Source organism: Neobacillus pocheonensis (genome assembly GCF_050477905.1).
In the GTDB taxonomy this organism is placed as follows: domain Bacteria; phylum Bacillota; class Bacilli; order Bacillales; family Cytobacillaceae; genus Neobacillus; species Neobacillus pocheonensis_A.
Genome location: NZ_JBCNAD010000042.1, coordinates 34,251 through 54,572, shown reverse-complemented (window position 1 = coordinate 54,572; position 20,322 = coordinate 34,251). Strand labels below are relative to the sequence as shown.

The following is a 20,322-nucleotide window of genomic DNA, read 5'->3' as shown; positions in this document are numbered from 1 at the left end:
GTTGTTCCTCCAATTCTCTAATTCTCTAATTCTCTAATGTTCATTAAACAAAAAAGACTGCCGACAAAACCGATTATCATAGATTTGTCAGCAGTTTGAAGAAGTATTTTTCCTTTACTTTTCCCTCCTTAACCCCTGAATTCCGAAATTACTGTTGAAGGTTTTGCCAAGTGAAATAATCAAATGTTGCTTTCACAATTTTACCGCTTCCAGTACTTGTAGCGTACAAACCTACTTTACTCGCATTAATATTAGATGTAACAGGATCAGCAGCTTTTTCCCATTTTCCATTTGACCAGAAAAATGTTGAATAGACATTTCCAGTCTTTTTTACTTTTAAATACACCGTGTCATCACCGGGATGCCCCGCCATATTTTGCGGCTTACTGTACTTCCCAGCCTCTTCCTTAGCTGTTTCAAGCTTCAAACCGTTATCCCAAACGTGACCAAAGCGGATATAATTGTCTTCATCCTTCCAAATATACAATCCAGCTTGTTCATGGTTATTTCGAACTGCAGCGTTCAGTTTTGTCGTAATTTCAAAATCTCCCGATGGAGCATCCTGCAGGAATACATTCTTTATAGAATTGATTTCCTGATAACTGTCACCCGCTTGGGTTGTAATTGTAAGGTGTCCTGGGTTCTCTGTTAAGCTCCATTTTGCAGCATCCTCGCGGAAAACAGACCAGCTATTTGACAATGTTGCTAAATCAAATTGATCTACTTTCGCCTCTTTTTCAATTGGTGAATTCATTTTATCCTTAAAGTCGATTATCTGTTGCTTTAAAGTACTCACCGCAGCAAATAGTTGTTCCGAAGTTGTATTTTTGTCATGGTAAACCCTATTTGCTTCATTAATAGAGTTCCTTAAGAATTCCATGACATCCTTGGAATATTGTCCAGGTTGATCCCCCATTTGTGACGCTTTTTGAACATCCTTCGCTTCCTGAATTTTTACATTTAATACATTTCGCGGAGACGAAAGTGCAATTAAAGATTGATTAGCTTCGCGTACTCGCGTCTCATCCACCTTAGTAATTTTCCTGTCATAGGTTAAGAGGCCATTTAACTCGCCTTCTACATCCGTAGTTTGAGTGTAAACTGCCGCACTAAGACCGTTCTGATACATATAGCCTTTTAATGAATTAATATAGTCGACATACGTATTCGTGACTTCTTCTTTATCTTTCATCATGACATAATTCCAGCCGGTTGTGCCCCACTCATGTCCTTGTGTTGCTAATCCAAGACCGCCATATTCTCCAATTACAGCAATCCGCTTGTCCTCAACTTGCGGAGATCTTGGAGCTGTATACGTATGCCAGTCTAAAACATCCCCTGCACCTGAATCTGTCCAGCCACTTGCATTTGAGACTAACCGAGTTGGATCTAGACTCTTTACCCAGTTTGTAACTCGTGCTGTATCATATTGACCCCATCCTTCGTTGAATACGGTCCATAAGAAGATGGATGGATGATTATACTTTTCTTGGATCATTTCCTGGAATTCATGTTCATACTGTTTACGATCCTCTACAGTCGCTCTGCCGCCAGTTCCTGCACCATCCATACTTGGCTTATCCTGCCACACAATCATTCCCATTTTATCAGCCCAATAATACCAGCGGTCTGGCTCCACTTTGATATGTTTTCGAATCATATTGAATCCAAGATCCTTTGTCTTTTCAATATCAAATTTCAATGCGTCATCCGTTGGGGCAGTTAAACCGCCCTCCGGCCAGTAGCCTTGATCCAAGGGACCCATTTGGAAAATGAACTCTCCATTTAACAATGGGCGAAGCTGACCGTTCACCTTTCCAACTGAAATTTCACGCATACCGAAATAACTCTTGACGGAATCTACAACTTTATTTTGATCGATTACATTCACTTGTAAGTCATACAAAAATGGATCAGTTGTTGTCCATAAACGTGGTTCAGGTACAGGAACAGATAGTACTTCCCCTGATGAACCAGTTACTTGGCTTACTTTCTTTCCTTTTTTATAGACGATAGCTTCAATTGTTTTATTTTCCAAGTTGGTTCCCTTAACGGACAAATTCACTTTATTTTCATGAATATCAGCTTCCGTTTTGATCGACTCAATATTTGCTTCAGAAACAGGCTCTAACCATACAGATTGCCAGATCCCAGATGTAGATGTGTACCAGATACCTTCTGGATTTGTCGTTTGTTTTCCTCTTGACTGACCACCTTTTGTTTCATCATATACCTCAACGATCAATTCATTATTACCTTTAACTAAATTATCAGTAATATCAAAGCTGAAAGCATCATAACCGCCAAGATGGTCTCCAACTTTTTTTCCATTTACATAAACAACCGTTTTATAATCGACTGCATCAAAATTTAATTTGACTCTTTCCCCCGACCAATTGGATGGAATGGAAAAACTTCTTTTATACCACATATGAGATTCTGGTCTTTCAATCCCAGATAAAGCTGATTCAACCGCAAATGGAACAAGAATGGATTCGTTTAGTTTTTTACCTGTAGGAACTGCCTCGCCATATAACGCACGTTGAAATTCCCATTTCCCATTCAAGTTCATCCATTGGTCTCTGACCAGTTGTGGTCTTGGATATTCTGATAAAACATTCTTTTCGTCCACTTTGTCTGCCCAGGGTGATTCAATATTGAATTGAGAAAAATTCTCTGCCCTATTGAGAAATGAAGCGATTTCAGTTCCATCTTTTGTAAAGATATTTCCTTTACCATCATACTTAATTAAAACCCGATTGCCGGTTCTTTCGTATATTGGCTCGACTGTCTCAATGACCAAAGTGGATGGATCTCCCTTCTTTAAAGAAAGGTGGTTAAGTGCCCAGTCACGGCCAAAAACATTGACTTTAAAATGATCATTAAGATCAACTGGCAAAGCAGCTAAGTCATGATTAAACGTTAACTCAACATGTTTCCCATCCTCTAAAACCTTTGCCGTTTTGATATCACTGCTTAAATTATAGTCATCTGGGAGGTAAAAGGCACTCTTTGGCACAATTTGTTTTTCTACACTAGCACTTGACCAGTACAGTTTTAAGTTAGCCCCGCCAAAATGCTCGAAGTATTCAATTTTAATATCGTATTCCTTCCCAGCCTCTAACGAAATAGGTGCACTTTTTTGTTCGAGGTCCCATTTATCCTGCCAAAAATCAATGGCTAATTTCCCATCAATCCAAACTCTGAACCCATTATCACCTATCATGGAAAAAGTGTAATCTTCTGTGTGCTCTGGAACAATCTTTCCAGTCCACCTAGCTGCAACATTATCGTTTTGTCCTGTGAACATATCAAAAGTTGGATTTAGATCTGGAAAGTTAATATCGTAATCTACTATCGTTGTTTTCAGTTCATTGAAGTCAAACTTTGCTTCACCTGATGAGGTAAAATACTCACCTTTAAGACCATGAGCCTTTGAATTATCTTCTGCATGGACAGCAGAATGTGTTAATGGATTTAGTCCCATCGCTTGTGAAAGGACAACTGTTAACGTTGTAAGACCAACAAACAGCTTCTTTTTCATACTTTTTCTAGCCTCCTTTTAATTATTTTTGCTTGAGATTGAATCGCTTTCATTTTGTCATTTTCAGAATGAAAGATTCTATGTGTTTATCTCCTCCTATGTAATCATTTTCAATTTCCACTTTACCAAGAATTTTATAAAATAGATTTACAATTTGACGTTTATTTTTGCAATTTTCCAATAATTAATCATACCCATTTCTTTTGAACTATTAATTTTTTGTGAAAAAAAGGATGGGAATCCATCCTTTTTTTCTTTTATGATATTGTGGCGTGCTGCCCTGCCTTTTCTGGCTTAATGGTTGGTTCTGATATTGAGAGGATCTTCTTTTTTCCGCGTTTAATAACAATGAGACGCTGAAGTAATATAAAGAGAAAGAGCAAAAATCCAACCGCAATCTTCGTCCACCAGGAACTTAAGGTGCCCTGAAACATAATAATAGTTTGAATAATCCCCATGCTGAGTACACCTAATGCGGGGCCAACTAGGTAGCCTACTCCCCCAGTTAAGAGGATTCCTCCAATGACACAAGCTGCAATGGCATCCATCTCCATACCCATTACGTGAAGCGCATAACCAGACTGCATATAAATTGTAAAGACGAAACCTCCAAGAGCAGAGCTAAAACCCGATAGTGTATAAACCAAAATCGTTGTTTTTGTTACAGGTAGCCCCATAAGCTTGGCAGAATTGACATTTCCTCCTATTGCATAAACATTCCGGCCAAATCTTGTATATTTAGATATGAACATGGCGATTGCCACAAAGATAATTGAAATAACCGCCCCTAAAGAGAGATAGTTCTCTCCCATTACAAAAACTTTATAATCTGATAAAGCAATAAATGTGTTATCTGTGATCTCAATGCTTTCAGTATTAATCAAATAGCATAGTCCTCTGGCAAAGAACATTCCTGCCAGCGTGACAATCCATGGGTGTAATTGGAACCTGTAGATAAGATACCCTTGACTGGCACCGAATAGAATTCCAATCACTAATGTTATGAGAATCACCAAATAAGCATCCACACCATGCTGTAATAAAGAAGCTGTCACCATACTCACGAAGGCCACAAAAGAGGCAACTGAAAGATCAATACCTCCCGTAATTATGACAAAGGCCATGCCTGTCGCTACAATAATTAAATACGCATTATCAATAAACAAATTCAGAAACACCTGCAAACTGAAAAAACCTGTAAAGGAAAATGATCCGAATCCATACAACAATACAATTAAAAGAAGGGTCGCAACAATAATGATATTGTTTTCATTGATTCGAATACCAGACTGTTTCATGCTTCACTCACCTTCTTCTTCCACTTAGGTTGTTTTACTAGTTTCCTAAATTCCTCTGACTGCATAAGGCAAACGGATATCACCACAATAGCTTTTACGACCATAATAATCTCAGGCCTGATTCCCAAAGAATAAATGGTTGTTGACAGTGTCTGAATAAATAATGCTCCAATTACTGTTCCCCCAAGGTAGAATCTACCGCCGCGCATGGAGGTTCCGCCAATTACAACAGCCAATATTGCATCTAACTCAATCCAAAGCCCTGCATTATTAGCATCAGCACTGCTAACATTAGAGCTTACAAGAATACCGGCAATCGCAGCGCAAATGCCTGATATCATATAGACAATAAGAATAATTTTCTTAGGCTGAACTCCCGCAAATTTACTAGAATTCATATTTGAACCTATTGATTCCAAAAATAAACCAAGGGCAGTTTTCTTTTTTAAGAATAAAATGATTCCAAAAACAGCTAGACCAATATAAATGGCAAAAGGCAATCCCAAAAAAAATCCTTTCCCTACATATCCATAGGCCTCATTATTAATCGTTAGTATTTGTCCGCCTGTGATTAATTGGGCTATCCCTCTTCCAACCGTCATCAAGATCAATGTAGCTATCATTGGCTGGATTTCAAGATATGCTATCAGGATACCATTCCATAATCCACAAATAAGTCCAATAACAATTGCAAACATGATAGCGACCGGAACTGTAGTAGTATTAAGCAAGGATGCAGCTGCCGCAGCAGTGATAGCAAGAACCGATCCGACAGATATATCGATTCCTTCATTTGCGATAACAAGTGTCATACCAATCGCAATGACGAGAAGGGGAATGACGCGATTAAGAATATCGATTAAGCTGCCAAATAGATGTCCATTCTTGACCGTTATTTGGAAAAACCCTGGTATTATGATGAAATTGATAAGCAAGAGTAAAGCAAGTGCAACCATGGGCCAAAAGATTTTTGTTTGAATAAAGTTACTAAATACTTGCCTCAATGACACCAGCTCCTTCCGCAATCAATTCCATAATATTGGATACACTCATTTGCGCTCCCTCTAATTGACCAATTTGATAACGATCTCGTAATACAAGTACTCGATCGCAGCACGTAACCATTTCTTCTAATTCTGCAGAAATAAACAGGATACTCATCCCTTCTGCAGCGAGATTTAGAACTAAATTTCGAATCTCCGATTTGGAACCTACATCAATTCCTCTGGTAGGCTCATCTAATATTAATAGATTCGGGTTTGTTGCAAGCCATCTAGCAAGAATAACTTTTTGTTGATTTCCACCACTTAGGTTTTCAATTCTCTGTTCCATGCTAGGCGTTTTTATGTTCAATAGTTCAATGTATTTTTGCGCAATTACCTTTTGTTCTTTCATAGGGATATAGTTAAAAATCCCCTTTTTCGTTTGCAATGCCAGCATGATATTTTCCCGAATCGTTAATTCTCCTACAATTCCTTCCACCTTGCGATCTTCAGGACAGAAACCTAGACCTTTTTCGATGGCAAGTTTCGGATTCATCGATTTTATTTGCTCGTTATCAATGACTAGAACACCTTCATCCGCAGAGTCAATCCCAAAAAGTAATTTGGCTAATTCCGTTCTCCCTGATCCCAGAAGTCCGGCCAATCCTAACACTTCACCCTTTTTGATAGATAGATTAATAGGATTTATGGAGCCTTTTTTCTCCAGACGGTTCGTAGTAAGAAAGTTGTTCTGGTCCATTTTGTTGGCTTGTTTCTTGTGGAAATGTGATGAATCTCCCCATTCTTTGCCAATCATTTTCGACACCAATTCCGTTCTTGTTATCTGATTTGTTTGATATTCTCCAATAAGTTGACCGTTTCTTAGTACTGTTATTCGATCAGTTATTTCAAATACTTGGTCAAGAAAATGGGAAACAAAGATAATACCCATTCCTTCGCTTTTCAAGTTTCGCATAACTTCAAATAGCTTTTTAACTTCATTGTTATCTAAGCTAGATGTTGGTTCATCTAATATTAAGACGCCACTTGAAATATCAACAGCTCTCGCTATAGCGACCATTTGTTGAATAGCAGTGGAGTAGGAGGAAAGAGTTCGTTTTACATCAATTTCAATATTTAATTTTTCTTTCAGCAATAATTCAGCTTTCAGGTACATTTCTTTCCAATTGATTTTCCCATTTTTCAGGGGCTCTCTTCCTATAAAAATGTTCTCTGCGACCGATAGATTCTCGCAAAGATTGACTTCTTGATAAACCGTACTAATGCCCAACTTTTGTGCTTCCTCTGCTGAACCGGGGTTTATCTGCTGATTTCCGAGGAAAATCTGACCGTTATCCTTCTCAAATATCCCTGTCAGTACTTTAATTAAGGTAGATTTCCCGGCACCATTTTCACCCATTAACGAATGTATTTCACCCTTTCGTAAACAAAAATCTACATTAGACAGTGCCTTTACGCCTGGAAATGTTTTTGAAATATTCTCAGCCTTCAGCAAGTACTCTGCATTCATGTTAACACCTACCTAATTCTTAATAATCTTTTCGATTAGAAGTTAGAATCAGTATAAAAAATTCCAATGAATAAGTATTTAAAAAAAAGAAGTATTTTTTGTAAATTTCGATTTTATTTCATAAAAATAAACCCTTGGATCATCACCCAAGAGTTTATTGAAATCTTTCTAAGTTTAATAGGCTCTTCGGTAAAGTACCTTCTTAGACTGTTTTTGGTCAAAAGTTTCTTCAGCTGTAATGATCTTTTGAGGAATTTCGATTCCATTTTCTAAGTCTTTTATTGCTTTCATTAACTGTGGGCCCAGAAGTGGATTACATTCAACCGTAAAATTCATCTTGCCCAAGCTGAGCATATTAAAGGCTTTTTTCGTCGCATCAATCGAAATAATTTTGATGTCAATCCCAGGCTTCAAACCATAATCCTCTATCGCTTGTATTGCTCCTAATGCCATATCATCATTATGTGCGTAGACAACGTTTATTTTTCTACCATAGGTTTTTAGTGCCTCTTTCATCAATTGCTTACCTTTATCAAGCGTAAAATCTCCAGAATAAGATTTTAACAGCTGAAATTTTGGTTCATGATGTATAATCTCATCAAATCCTAGTTTACGATCGACGGCTGGGGCAGAATTTACTGTTCCCTCGATTTCAATAATATTAATAGGCCACTTGTCTGACTCTGCATCAGAAATCAGCCATTTCCCTGCTCTTCTTCCTTCTTCCACAAAATCAGAGCCGATAAATGAAGTCCACAGGGCTTGATCTTCGACATTTATTTCTCTATCTGAGAGAATGACAGGTATGCCAGCATTTTTTGCTTCCTTTAGAACCTCATCCCACCCTTCTTCTGTCTTAGGTGAAAAGGCAATCACGTCTACATCTTGTTTAATAAAATCGTGAATAATGTCAATTTGTTTCTGTTGATTATTGTCTGCATTCTTCAGGATTAGCTCAACTCCTGCTTCCTTCGCTGCTGAAATAATGGAATCAGTATTTGCCAGCCTCCATTCACTCTCAGAACCGACCTGTGCAAAACCAAGCTTTATTCTACTGTGTTTTGGCTTAATCATTGGAACGGATTCGCTATCCCTATCATTTAAAAAGAAATCCACATTGCTACTATTAACCTCATGGTCTCGTAAAATAATCTTCTTAGGTAGGCCAGGAACCTTATGTAATATATCAATTGCATACTGTGCTGCTTTTGTTCCGCCAGTTGGGGAAATATACGTCGTGTCAATAAGGCCTTTTTTGACTAGTTGAAGTCCACCGTTCTCTCCATTTAGCCCATCGCTGCCAATAATTCTTACACCTTCGAGCTTAAATTGTTTAATAGCCATATATGCGCCTAATGCCATAGCGTCGTTATGGGCATAAATCAAATTAGGCTTCAATCCCGTTTTGAGCAGAGCATTGAGTTCGTCTTCCGCCTTATCTTTTAACCAATTCCCGTTAATTGATTGGATTATGGAATGACTGGATTCCATCTTTAGGGTTTCATGAAAGCCTTTACTACGTTCTTCTGCTTGAAGTGACTCTTTATTTCCTTCAATTTCGATAATTTGACCTTGTTTATTACCTAATAATCTAACTGCCGCTTTAGCCGCCATCTTTCCATTTAATTGATTATCTGAGCCAATATAGAGGGTATAGTCATACCCTCTAACCCCTCTTCCTAAAACAATTACCGGGATCTTTTTATACACTTCTGAAATTACAGGGGTTAGTGTCACAGCATTGTCAACTGAAACGATTAAAAGGTCTATCCCATAACTCATAAGCGTATGAATATCTTGGATTTGCTGCTCATTATTTTGTGCTGCATCTGTGAAGATCACTCTTGTATCATCATGGTGGGAGATTTCCTTTTTTATTTCCTTATTCATTTGTATTTGCCAAGATTCGTTTAAATTAGGATGAGAAACACCAATCAGATATTTAACCTGGCCTGGCGAATTAGCTGTTTTACTTTTTTTAAACTCACCAAAGCCTCCAAAAATAATTAGCCCAAGCGCCGTTCCGAGGATCGTAAGTTTAATTAAAACCCTTCTAAGTCTCACTTCCTGCTTCCACTCCTATAGGAACTAGGTGAAATCCCTACTACTTTTTTAAATGCATTACAGAAGTAGTGCTGAGTACTATAGCCTACTTTTTCCGAAATCTCGTAAACTTTTAAATACGGGTCATTCATTAGCAAAAGAGATTTTTCAATTCTAACCTTTGTTAAATATTGAATAAAGGATGCACCTAATTCATTTTTGAATTGCTTACTTAAATAGGATGGGCTAACCTGAACGCTGCTTGCGACTTCGTTTAAGGATATTAATGGATCAAAATATCGATGGTCAATATAATTCTTTGCCAAAACAACAATCGGTGACACATTTGTATGAGAATTTATTTGATGAATCAACTGTTGATAAATGGTAGATATTTCTCCTATATTGCGAGCTATTTTTTCTGTATAAACAATGGTCTTACCAAGAAATGCTTCTGCTTTTTCCTTTATAGTTTGGTTAATGGTCGATATTTCCTCTGCTCTATCAACAGGCAATAGAATAACTATGTGACCATGCTTATCTTCAAAAATTTCAGCTGCTGGGATATCAGATAAAAGTTCATTTATAATATTCCCCAGTGAAAACGCTAACAATTTTTCACTCCAAAATTCTTCCGCTATATGTAAATCGATATTCAACAGTTTTATTACAGACACTCCTATAAGTCCATCAAGCTTAACATTAAATAAAGGACATTCTTCTTTAATATCTTCTTTTGAAATTCCCCCCCCTACCAACTTTTGAAGAAAATCTATTTTTAATAATTCTCGATTTCCCTCAAATTGCTTATCCCTTTTTTGCAGATGATTTTTACTTTTTAATTCCTCAGCAGCTCTTTCAATTACATTCTCCAATTCCTTTACATTCACCGGTTTTAGTAAATAGTCAAACACTCCCAAACGGACTGCTTGCTGGGCATATGAAAACTCGTCATGTCCCGTAATTAAGATAAAAAGAGAATCAGGTAATATATTTTCTAATTGTCTAATTAAATCTAATCCGTTTAGAAAAGGCATACAAATATCTAAAAATAATATATCAGGCCTTAGCTCCTTGGCCATTTCTAGGGCAAGTTCCCCATCTTCCGCTTCTCCAACTACCTGAATAGAGAACTTCTCCCAGTCAACTGCAGCCTTTAATCCCCTTCTAATAATCACTTCATCATCAGCAATTAAAAGTTTTAACAATGAATATCCCTCCTATTGAGAAAATACTAGAATAATCAGGTTATGTTTGAACGGGAAGAATAATTTTTACCATTGTCCATTCTGTATATTCACTTTCTATCTTTAAACCATAATCCGATCCATAAACAAGCTTAATACGATCATTGACATTAAAGAGTCCATATCCATGCTGCTTATTTTCCATACTATTCTTGGAATGTAAAACTTCATTTACCTCTTTCAGTTTTTCCTTAGTCAGACCGATTCCTGTATCCGTTACAGTCATTTGAATGTTGTTGGCTTCTTTTTTTACATCAATAGAAATTTTCCCTTTCCCTCTTTTATTGCGAATCCCATGATAAATGGCATTTTCCACTAATGGTTGTAGAAGTAGTTTGATAATTTTGTAATGTTTCACTTGCTCATCCACAGAAATTTCGTATTCAAGTTTTGATTCATACCTAGTCATTTGAATAATTAAATAACTCTCAACATGCTTTATTTCCTCATCTATCGTAATAAATTCATTCCCTTTATTTAAACCAATCCTAAATAATGTCGTAAGTGCATTGACCATTTCGACAATTCGATTTGCTTTATATTCATATGCCATCCATTGAATGGTATCTAGCGTGTTATAAAGAAAATGCGGTTTAATTTGAGCCTGTAGTATTTTTAATTCAGCTTCCCGTTTATTTTTCTGTTCTGTATAAACGAGTTGAATAAGTCTTCTAATTTCTTGAATCATCCGGTTGTAGCTGCTCCCTAGCTGACCAATCTCATCATTGTATTTAGAGTGAAAAGGCAAATCAAAATTTCCTTCTTCTACGTTTTTCATGAGTCCTTTCAGTTTATTAACAGGGTTAATGATCGAACTTGTAAAAAACCAGGAAGCGATAGACGCTAACAATAAGGTAATTACCCCAATGATATAGGTATAAAATTGTACTCTAGAGACAACTTCAGTTGTTTCATCTAGTGAGAATACACCTACAACCTTCCATTGGATGGATGGGTATGTGTTGTAGATAATTTGATACTTATTATGATTGATGACCTTCTCAAGCGAATGGGTATGACTTTTTGTAAACCATTCAGGATTAATTCGGTAGACAATCGAGTTAATCGGAGAATACACAACATTCCCATCTTTATTTAAGATAAAAATGAACCCACTTTTCCCTACTTTTATTGATTGGATCACTTTTTTAATAAAATCGAGTTTTAAATCTATTAAAATGACGCCGCTTACTTCATTTGATTGCGGGTCCTTAATGGCCTTCACAACGGATAACAGATTATTCACCTGATAATTCGATGATTCTTTTATATTCCTTCCAACAGGATTACTAATTAAATGGAGCTTTTCTGGGGAGTTAACCGCCTGTTGATACCAATATTCTTTAGTAAGTGAGTCCCTAGAAGTTGGGAAAATCTCATTGCTCGCATAATGACCACTGCGATTAACTACGAGCAGGCCAGCCATTTCATTATGGCTATCCTTATAGACTTTTAATTTTTGATTCACTTTTTCTAGAATATCTGACGATGGTTTTTCCAGATTCATAAATTTCTGAAGTGTTTCTTCCTTTGATAAGTAACGGATAATATCTTCGTTTACGTTAAGATCTGTTTCAATTTGATTCCAAACCTGTTCCATCATTTGGACTGTATAGGAGGTTGCTTCTTCTTGGAGAGATTTTTTATAGATACTGCTGCCTAGCAGGGTCAAAGTCATAACACATAAAATGATAATAACAAAAAAGTAAAATAGGAGTTTAAAGCGGATGCTTTTATTATTAAAATAAGTAAAAAGCTTCATATTTATTTTTCTCCCGTATAGTATCAAACTATATTATTTTAAAAATTCTAAAAAAACAAGACTTTTAATTCAAATTTTCAAGATATAACTTTTTAATATAGTAAAATCGGAACTGCTTAACAAGCAATTCCGATACTAAAGTGTATATTTTCTTGGGTAGTGATAATTTTCTAATTAATACTTTCTTGAAGGTAATGCATCTTCAGCAGTTTCTTTTCCAACAAATACTGATTCTTCAGTTTTAATCCATCTAGGAATTTCTTTCCCAGCTTTCAAATCCTTTACAGCTTGAGCTAGCTGTGGCCCAAGTAAAGGATTACATTCAACAATAATATTTGTTTTCCCATGAGCAGCTGCTTCAAATGCATCTTTAACACCATCAATAGAAACTACCTTAATATCTTCCCCTGGTTTTAAGCCATACTCCTCAATTGCCTGAATGGCACCGAGTGCCATATCATCATTATGAGCATATACAGCATCAATGTTCTTCCCATCGGATTTTAAAAACGCTTCCATTACTTCTTTTCCTTTAGTTCTTGTAAAATCACCTGATTGTGACTTAATAATTTTGAAATTTGGATTATCCTTTAAGACATTGGCAAAGCCTGTTTTCCGGTCGTTCGCCGCACTTGCTCCTACTGTCCCTTGAAGTTCAACAATATTCGCTTTATTATCAGCACCGATTAATTTAATTAATTCTTTAGCGGCATTTTCTCCTTCAAGAATAAAATCCGACCCAATAAAGCTTGTATACAAGGATTCGTCTTTCACTTTAATGCCGCGATCGAGAAGAATGACCGGAATATTTGCATCCTTTGCTTTTTTCAAGATACTTTCCCATCCCGTTTCAACAACAGGAGCTAAAGCAATTACATCTACTTTTTGTGCAATAAAGTTTCTAATCGCCTTAATTTGATTTTCTTGTTTTTGCTGGGCATCTGAAAATTTTAATTCAAAATCAGGACTGTTTCCAAGTGTTTCTTTAATAGACTTTGTTTCTGCCGTTCTCCAGCCGCTCTCAGCACCTATCTGGGAAAAACCTACTACAATCTTCTTGCCTTTGTCCCCGCCACTAGATCCTTCCGTCTTTCCATTCGTATTACTGGAACAAGCAACAAGTAAAAATAATGCCATTACAAAGACTAGCAAACTAATTGATGCTTTTTTCAACGTAACCATTCCTTCACTCCTCCTTTTTAAACTATCTTAAAAGTACAAAAAAGCAGGACAAAAGTATTTACAAAAAAACAGCACTTATTTATAATTTTTTGACTTTCACGAAAATGCAGCATTCGTGCGCACAGAACTCGAAAAAAATGAGCCGCCGACTATTTCAAGGATATCGAATTAAGACTTAGGTATGGACATTCACATTTTATAGCAATGCAAAGAACCCAGTAAAATCAACTGGGTTCTTTGCTCCGTATTAATTTTCAGACTGATTTGTCTATTAAGGTCCTTCCGTTTGTACAGGCATAACCACAATATTATCCAATTCATAAAATCCTTGATCTTTCATGAACGTAATCGTATTGGTACCTTTATTCAAAGGAACCTCTATTTTGGTGGCCATGAAGCGTCCCCAACCCTGTGTAGATTGATATTTCAAGGAGTGTACTTCGCCATTGACGATTATTTTGCCGATTGATGGGTTTAGGCCGTTGGCAAACCAAATATCTACGTTATATATTCCCGCTTTAGGAACAACGACTTGATTGAACTTCACAAAACTATCAGCATAATCGAGTCCGCCGACATAACTTCCTCCGGATGCATTGGGTTCGTTCTTTCTCACAGCCGCATGGAATATTTCAGCTTGTTCCGCTTCATATTTAGCCGCTCCTGTAGCTGCCAAGCTTTCTGTCACTTCAGGGAAATAAGTGATACGCAGGTTCTGCGCTCCGTAAGGAACCAGTGTAATATTTTCCGTCGGCTCCGTAGAGAGAATAGGACCTACTGGCGGTTCAGCTGCTTCAACATTATTGGTTCTTTTGCCCCATGTTGGAATTTTTTTCGCTTTGGCTACCAGCTTTATTGGAGTTTTAGCCTGCTCGAAAGGATTCTCCGGCATTGGTCCGGTAATTACTTCAATGGATTTCTCCGGATGCTCCCGGTCAATTAGCAAGCCGTAATTCCATGGATTGTCCGCCTTCACACTGTACTCATTGAAACCTAGAGCAGACGCATTGAATCCTGGCGATCCAGCAATTGGCTTAGCTTTAACCTCCCAATTTTCCTTCATCTGCAATGAATACACTAGCGGACCGCGTTCAATTCCAATCGAATTATTGATCCATGCGGTTATTTTCAGTTTCATCGGAACTTGAAGTAGAACTTTGTCGCCGCTCTTCCAATTTCTGTTGATACTTACATACTCTCCAGCTTTCACAGCCTCCACAGGCTCTCCGTTTACCATTACGGTTGGATTAACCGACCATCCCGGAATACGCAGTTTCAGTGGGAACTCCACATTTTTTGAAGTGGTTATGTCAAAATTGATCTGATCTTCAAACGGATAATTAGTCGTTTCTTTTATAGTAACGTCTGCCTTTTTAAGTTTACCGGAAACCTGGCTCGGTCCGTAGGCAATGACACCCAATCCTCCGTCTGCTGATGCTGCCCACATATTTTTCACAAAATACGGCCAGCCCATATGCATATTAAAACGGCAGCACGGAAAACCGGAAGTAGGCGAAGGCATCATTCCATTGGAATAATTTTGCTTAAAGCCATGATCTGCATAGTTGCTCTCCACTTGATTAGGTAAGGAATAATATTGGTGGTTCTTGATTTCCTTATCCATAGCACCAGGAAGCGAATTGAAAGCAATTTTTTCCAAATCATCTCCAATATGCGGATCGCCAAGAATCATCGCCGCTTCCTCATTACTTTGCATCCGCTCCGTAATGGCGCAAAGTTCGACTCCCTGAGTGGATGAAAGTCCTGCAAGCATTTCTGTACCTGAGGGCATCCCGGTGATCTGGGTATGGTTGGATAAATTATTTACTCCCTTCTCAAATGCATCACGATCGCTAATCGATTTTGAACGCTGGTAGTAAATGGCTGGCATTTTAATGGCTTCATTCACATTGACTGCATGGGTAGGTTGAAAATCATCTCCAAAATCCTGAAACGTATTATTTGTAAATATGTCTGAAATTGGATAACCCTGGCCAGCTAGTGTATCTGCCAGATTCAACAAGAACGGGTCCTCTGTGCGGTTGTACAGCCATAAGACCGTATCAATATTGTCTCCAACCCTTATTTTCCCCCAATCCTTTAAAGGCTGGGACGGTAAATGATCGGCTTGATACTGAAAATAATTGCTCATAAATGGGAGAACGCGTGCATCACCCGAGGCTTCGTAATAATCTTTCATCGCATAAAGCGCGACCATACGAGGCCACCAATCGTCATTATTAACCGGCCCGAAAGAACCATCTTTACGTTGACTCGCCAAAATGGCATTGATCCATTTTTGGGAAGTGGCGATGAGTTCCTCATCCTTTAATGTATAGGCAAGTGCTATCAAACCTTTTAAATAATAAACTGGGCGTTCCCAATCAGAATCCGAAGCAGTCCCACCAAGCCAAGCTGCATTTGTTCCCAGCTCGCTGTAAAGATCCTCCGCATATCCGGTAGCTCCGTCGCGTTGAAGCTCGAGCTGCTTGAGAAGCCAGCCTTTAGCCTCCACCGAACCGAGAGGTAAGGGCGTAAAAGGAGTTTCGGCGAGTGGATTTTTGTTGGCAACCGGTTCTTTGAATGTTTTGTCAGGTACGACATACGCGCTTGCAATAAAATCATCAAAGGATGGCTGGGATTGGTGAACTTGCAAACCAACTCTACCTTTACCATAGTGGCTACGTTGGTTATCCGAATATTCCATGACTGGAGTGTGCGTATCATTAACGTAAACTTTAATATTTTGTCCACTGGTAACGACTTTCAGATGGTAAAACTTATTCGGATCAATACTATCCAACACTTTCAATGATTTCAGAACCTGCCGCTTGCTATTTTTCAATTGATTAAGAGTCACTGTGCCATCGCCGCTAATTCCGGCATAATAGCCGCGTACATTGTCCTCTTCCGAAGAATCATTCTTTACTCCAAAAAGAAGACCCGCATCTCCTGTTCCTGTATCAGCTGGAAGTTTTACATTGACTTCCAAAGTCATATCCTCCAACTGTATATCCTCAGCAACAATGTTATTGCTTTCACCCTTATCACCCATTAAAACACCTGATTGTAATTTCCAACTGCCCTCTACGATATTCCATGATGCGATTGCCTGTTCTTGAGCAATATCGAACTTATCCTCGAACAAAGTGCTACCATCAGCAGTGCTGGCCATAAAATTATCATAAGTTGGCAGGGAATTGTACATTCTAACTCCGATACTTCCTTTTGAATAGGTGCTGTCGATTTGTTCAAGCACCAATGCATCATTTAAATAGACTTGTATTTTGCTGCCTACTGCTGACACCTTCAAATGATAAGCTGTATTAGGATTTATAGTAACCGCAGACCGTTTCAATTCGTTCCAACTGTTGTTCATACGTCCCAAAAACACAGACCCGGTTCCATTTGCTGTCAAACCAACATAGTAGCCCTTTACATTGTCAACACCAGGTCCAGCGCTATCTACCCGAAACAATATCCCTGCATCGCCGTTCCTGTCCGCGAGGCTGAGATCTGTCTCCAAAGTAAAATCTTGAACCGTGATATTGTTGGCGATAGCTTTATACCCAGCTCCTTTACTTACAGTCAGTTTTCCTGAATCAATGCCCCAAGGACCTTCAATTACATTCCAGTTATCATTGATTATGGCTTTATCGAAATGATCCGAGAAATAATCGGGGATTTTTTTACTCACAGCCGCTTTAGCGGAATACTGGAAAACACTCGATACAAATAAAGTCAGAATTAGAAGCTGAACAATCGTTAATTTGACTTTCATCGGTTTCACCACTCTTTTTATGTTATTCAAATAAACCCAACTTTTTTTGGTAATACGTTACTCCTTTCTCTTGAATTGAGTTTCACGTTTCATCACCACTCTTCGAAAGATTAGAATGTTATAAAAATTTAAACAAAAGATTAGATAGCTTACCTCTTGGCAAGACGACCAATCTTCTCTTCTAACTCAAGAGGATCTACTATGTGGAACGTATCAATGATGTAGCCGTCTTTGTCGATTAAAAACATTGTAGGAAGTGCATGTAATTCGTAAAGATCAGCAGCGTGCTTATGCTCATCGAGTAAAACAGGGTACTGAAGATTGTTTTTCGTAATAAATGCATTAATATTTTCGGGCTTTTCTTCGGTTGTGACATTAATTCCGTAAAAGTCAATTCGATCCTTATACTGCTCATAGAGCTTTCTCAGTTCCAAAGCTTCGACTGAGCATGCATCACACCAGCTTGCCCAAAAATTCAAGACAATCGGCTTAGCGTTTTTACCTCCAATTGAAACATAGGAATCATCAAGTGATTTTAATGTAAATGGTGGTGCTTTCACTCCTGATGATCTTGTTATTTGTCCAGAATCCGCATGATTTACGATTTTTTCCAAAGCTTCTGCATCTAAACTCTTGCCCTCACCTTTATCTGCCCTTTGAGCTGCTGTGTTTACCGCCTGGAGGGTGGCAAAGGTTATGACGAGTATGATGGCAGCAATTAGCCATATGTTTTTCTTCATAAAAAAACCTTCCTTTTCCTCCTCAAGAATGATTGCGCAATCAATATATAAATGAGAGCGTAAATTTATCATAAATAGATTCATAGCGAATGTATTTGTAAAAAACATAGAATTTTTGTGATTTTCAGCAAAAAAAGCGGCTCGCTGCCAAAGGCTGCTGCGCAGCTCCTTTGAAGTCAAGGCGAGGGATACATGGCAAGTTCATTTACTTATTTGGAAAATCTCTCAATTCACACTTAATGAGCATCGCGGCAAAACTTTCAAATTTTTACAAATCTTAGCTGATTTCCCTACACAATATTTCTTAAAAAAACCTAATTTCCCCATGTATATGGGAAAAAAAATAACACGCCTTTACAGCGTGTTTAAGAATTCTTATCGTGATCGTGAAATTTCAAAACAGCGATTACAAACATGCCAAAACTTAGCATCAAGGACTAAACCTCGAAAGATGTCATTTATAAATCGCCTCCTTACCCCTATCCTTCCCCGATCCATGTTTGTCCCATACCAGGGTTCAGAAAAATAAATAATGATGCCCACACGTTTGATTTTTTGAATAAGCTAACAGGGGTAATCTTACTAATGGAACCCTTACGACTTTTTTTCAAACCAGGGACAAGATAGATACTTGCCTGTGCTAAACGGCTTTGACCCTAAAATAAAAAATTTTTTTAGCCTATATTTTCCACACCATGAACGTTTTTTAACATATATTTCAACATATATGTTAAAATTATTTTATTTTATATGCCGTTATTAATATTAAATACACATTATATTAATATAGAAAATTTAATGACTGTAACGAAATTAGATAAGAGATTATACATAAAAGAAAAGATAAATTCGTTAGAATGCAAATTCCCAACATCCTAAATTAAGGAAATTTTTTATTTTATATCAATTTTGAAAGTCATTTTATTACCAAACCCAATTGGAGACCGGCTTTCCTTTAAGAATTTGTCTACATACCTAAACACTGAAAGAGTTAAATTAGGAGGGATTTCGCTGGAATCGCCTAGGCAAGTTGATGCCGCAAAAAATTCCTACAAAAGAAAATCACATATTTCCTAATATTTATACAGTAATTGCCAATAAAGACAAAATTTTGAATAACAAAATAAGAGCCGGGTGTTGTTTTCCCGGCTGTTCACTTATTATTTGATTGAAAATAATCGAGTAATCCTTGGTAAACGCCTTGAGCTACTTTATCACTGTAAGCAGAACTTTCGACAACCGAATCATCATTACTATTGGAAAGGAACCCAAGCTCAATCAGAGTGCTTGGTTGTGAATTGCTGCGTAAAACACTCAAGTTATCGAATCTTGTTCCATCGTTATTTAATCCCGTTGCCTGGACTACTTCATTTATAATATCCGAGGCTAAGGGGTTACCCGATTGTTGATAGTAAAAATCAGTTATTCCATTTACCGATGGGTCGCTTGACCAATTGTAATGGAAACTAATGAAAGCATCCGCATGATTTTGGTTTGAGATATCTGCACGTTGTTGTAAAGGAACATAAGTATCGTCCGTCCGGGTCATAATGACATTGGCACCTGCGTTTTCAAGCTTTTGTTTAACTGCTTCAGCTGTTGGTAAAGTTAATGATTTTTCATGTGTACCGACAATACTTGTTGTTCCGTCATCCTTTCCTCCATGACCTGGATCAAGGACAATTGTTTTCCCTTGAAGGGGCCCCTTACTATTTCTGGCAATGGACGGAACAGTTGTTTGAATACCTGAAATACTATTTGATTCTGTCGATTGAGTTTGTCCCTTTTTGTTGAAAGCAACTATTTTCCCCATTGTTGGTGGACCTTCAATAATAGGTTGTGCATCGCTAGATGCATCTTTAGCGATGTAATATTCAGATACCCAACCCTGCATACCAGAAGAAGACACCATTTTTGCCCATCCAGATTGCTCCTCTTGGACAGTTATTTTCCCCCCCATTTTTAGCCTGCCTATCACTTTGCTAAATATACTTGGATTCTCTCGAACGTGTAAAACCGTGGCTTCTACCGTTGCTCTAATATTTTCACTGTTGAATGCATTTACATCAGAAGAAAATGTATTTGCATAAGCTGCTTGATCTCTTTGAAAGGGAATAAAAAATATGAGTGATAGTACAAAAACACTTAGGACAGCCAATACTTTTTTCATACGGGTTGTTATCACTTTAGTAACCTCCATCCTTTTTAAAC

At 37.7% G+C, this 20,322-nt stretch carries 11 protein-coding genes and 1 pseudogene; all 12 read right to left on the bottom strand.

Annotation, left to right across the window (positions count from 1 at the left end; translation table 11 throughout):
• Positions 1-148 precede the first annotated feature (148 nt).
• Complete coding sequence (locus ABES02_RS22590; RefSeq protein WP_430139843.1) at positions 149-3,544, bottom strand: PA14 domain-containing protein; 3,396 nt, start codon at positions 3,542-3,544, stop codon at positions 149-151.
• A gap of 257 nt (positions 3,545-3,801) precedes the next feature.
• Positions 3,802-4,842, bottom strand: a complete 1,041-nt coding sequence (gene yjfF, locus ABES02_RS22585; RefSeq protein WP_430139841.1) for a galactofuranose ABC transporter, permease protein YjfF — start codon at positions 4,840-4,842, stop codon at positions 3,802-3,804.
• The gene (locus ABES02_RS22580) at positions 4,839-5,846 is read right to left on the bottom strand and encodes an ABC transporter permease (protein WP_430139839.1); all 1,008 of its coding nucleotides are present in this window, start codon (positions 5,844-5,846) and stop codon (positions 4,839-4,841) included. The genes yjfF and ABES02_RS22580 overlap by 4 nt, the downstream gene beginning before the upstream one ends.
• Positions 5,830-7,356: a sugar ABC transporter ATP-binding protein gene (locus ABES02_RS22575; protein WP_430139837.1), complete on the bottom strand. Its 1,527-nt coding sequence runs from the start codon at positions 7,354-7,356 to the stop codon at positions 5,830-5,832. The genes ABES02_RS22580 and ABES02_RS22575 overlap by 17 nt, the downstream gene beginning before the upstream one ends.
• 174 nt (positions 7,357-7,530) lie before the next feature.
• Positions 7,531-9,420, bottom strand: a complete 1,890-nt coding sequence (locus ABES02_RS22570; protein WP_430139835.1) for a substrate-binding domain-containing protein — start codon at positions 9,418-9,420, stop codon at positions 7,531-7,533.
• Complete coding sequence (locus ABES02_RS22565) at positions 9,417-10,607, bottom strand: response regulator transcription factor (protein ID WP_430139833.1); 1,191 nt, start codon at positions 10,605-10,607, stop codon at positions 9,417-9,419. The genes ABES02_RS22570 and ABES02_RS22565 overlap by 4 nt, the downstream gene beginning before the upstream one ends.
• 40 nt (positions 10,608-10,647) lie before the next feature.
• Positions 10,648-12,408, bottom strand: coding sequence for a cache domain-containing sensor histidine kinase (locus ABES02_RS22560; protein WP_430139831.1), 1,761 nt, complete (start codon positions 12,406-12,408; stop codon positions 10,648-10,650).
• Between the two features lie 174 nt (positions 12,409-12,582).
• Positions 12,583-13,590 carry an ABC transporter substrate-binding protein gene (locus ABES02_RS22555; protein ID WP_430139829.1) on the bottom strand — a complete coding sequence of 336 codons (1,008 nt, stop codon included), beginning with the start codon at positions 13,588-13,590 and terminating at the stop codon, positions 12,583-12,585.
• 271 nt (positions 13,591-13,861) lie between these two features.
• On the bottom strand, positions 13,862-17,371 hold the full coding sequence (locus tag ABES02_RS22550; protein WP_430139828.1) for a family 16 glycoside hydrolase: 3,510 nt from the start codon (positions 17,369-17,371) through the stop codon (positions 13,862-13,864).
• A 149-nt stretch (positions 17,372-17,520) separates the two neighbouring features.
• A complete protein-coding gene (locus ABES02_RS22545) occupies positions 17,521-18,111 on the bottom strand; it encodes a TlpA family protein disulfide reductase (RefSeq protein ID WP_430139826.1) in 591 nt (196 codons plus the stop codon).
• 365 nt (positions 18,112-18,476) lie between these two features.
• A pseudogene (locus tag ABES02_RS22540) lies at positions 18,477-18,548 on the bottom strand (putative holin-like toxin); the annotation flags it as partial.
• A 716-nt stretch (positions 18,549-19,264) separates the two neighbouring features.
• Positions 19,265-20,296, bottom strand: a complete 1,032-nt coding sequence (locus ABES02_RS22535; RefSeq protein WP_430139824.1) for an N-acetylmuramoyl-L-alanine amidase — start codon at positions 20,294-20,296, stop codon at positions 19,265-19,267.
• Between the last annotated feature and the right edge of the window lie 26 nt (positions 20,297-20,322).

Coding starts and splice junctions, on each gene's coding strand:
- ABES02_RS22545 (WP_430139826.1), bottom strand. CDS start 18,111: ATGAAGAAAAACATATGGCTAATTGCTGCCATCATACTCGTCATAACC.
- ABES02_RS22590 (WP_430139843.1), bottom strand. CDS start 3,544: ATGAAAAAGAAGCTGTTTGTTGGTCTTACAACGTTAACAGTTGTCCTT.
- ABES02_RS22550 (WP_430139828.1), bottom strand. CDS start 17,371: ATGAAAGTCAAATTAACGATTGTTCAGCTTCTAATTCTGACTTTATTT.
- ABES02_RS22560 (WP_430139831.1), bottom strand. CDS start 12,408: ATGAAGCTTTTTACTTATTTTAATAATAAAAGCATCCGCTTTAAACTC.
- ABES02_RS22555 (WP_430139829.1), bottom strand. CDS start 13,590: ATGGTTACGTTGAAAAAAGCATCAATTAGTTTGCTAGTCTTTGTAATG.
- yjfF (WP_430139841.1), bottom strand. CDS start 4,842: ATGAAACAGTCTGGTATTCGAATCAATGAAAACAATATCATTATTGTT.
- ABES02_RS22575 (WP_430139837.1), bottom strand. CDS start 7,356: ATGAATGCAGAGTACTTGCTGAAGGCTGAGAATATTTCAAAAACATTT.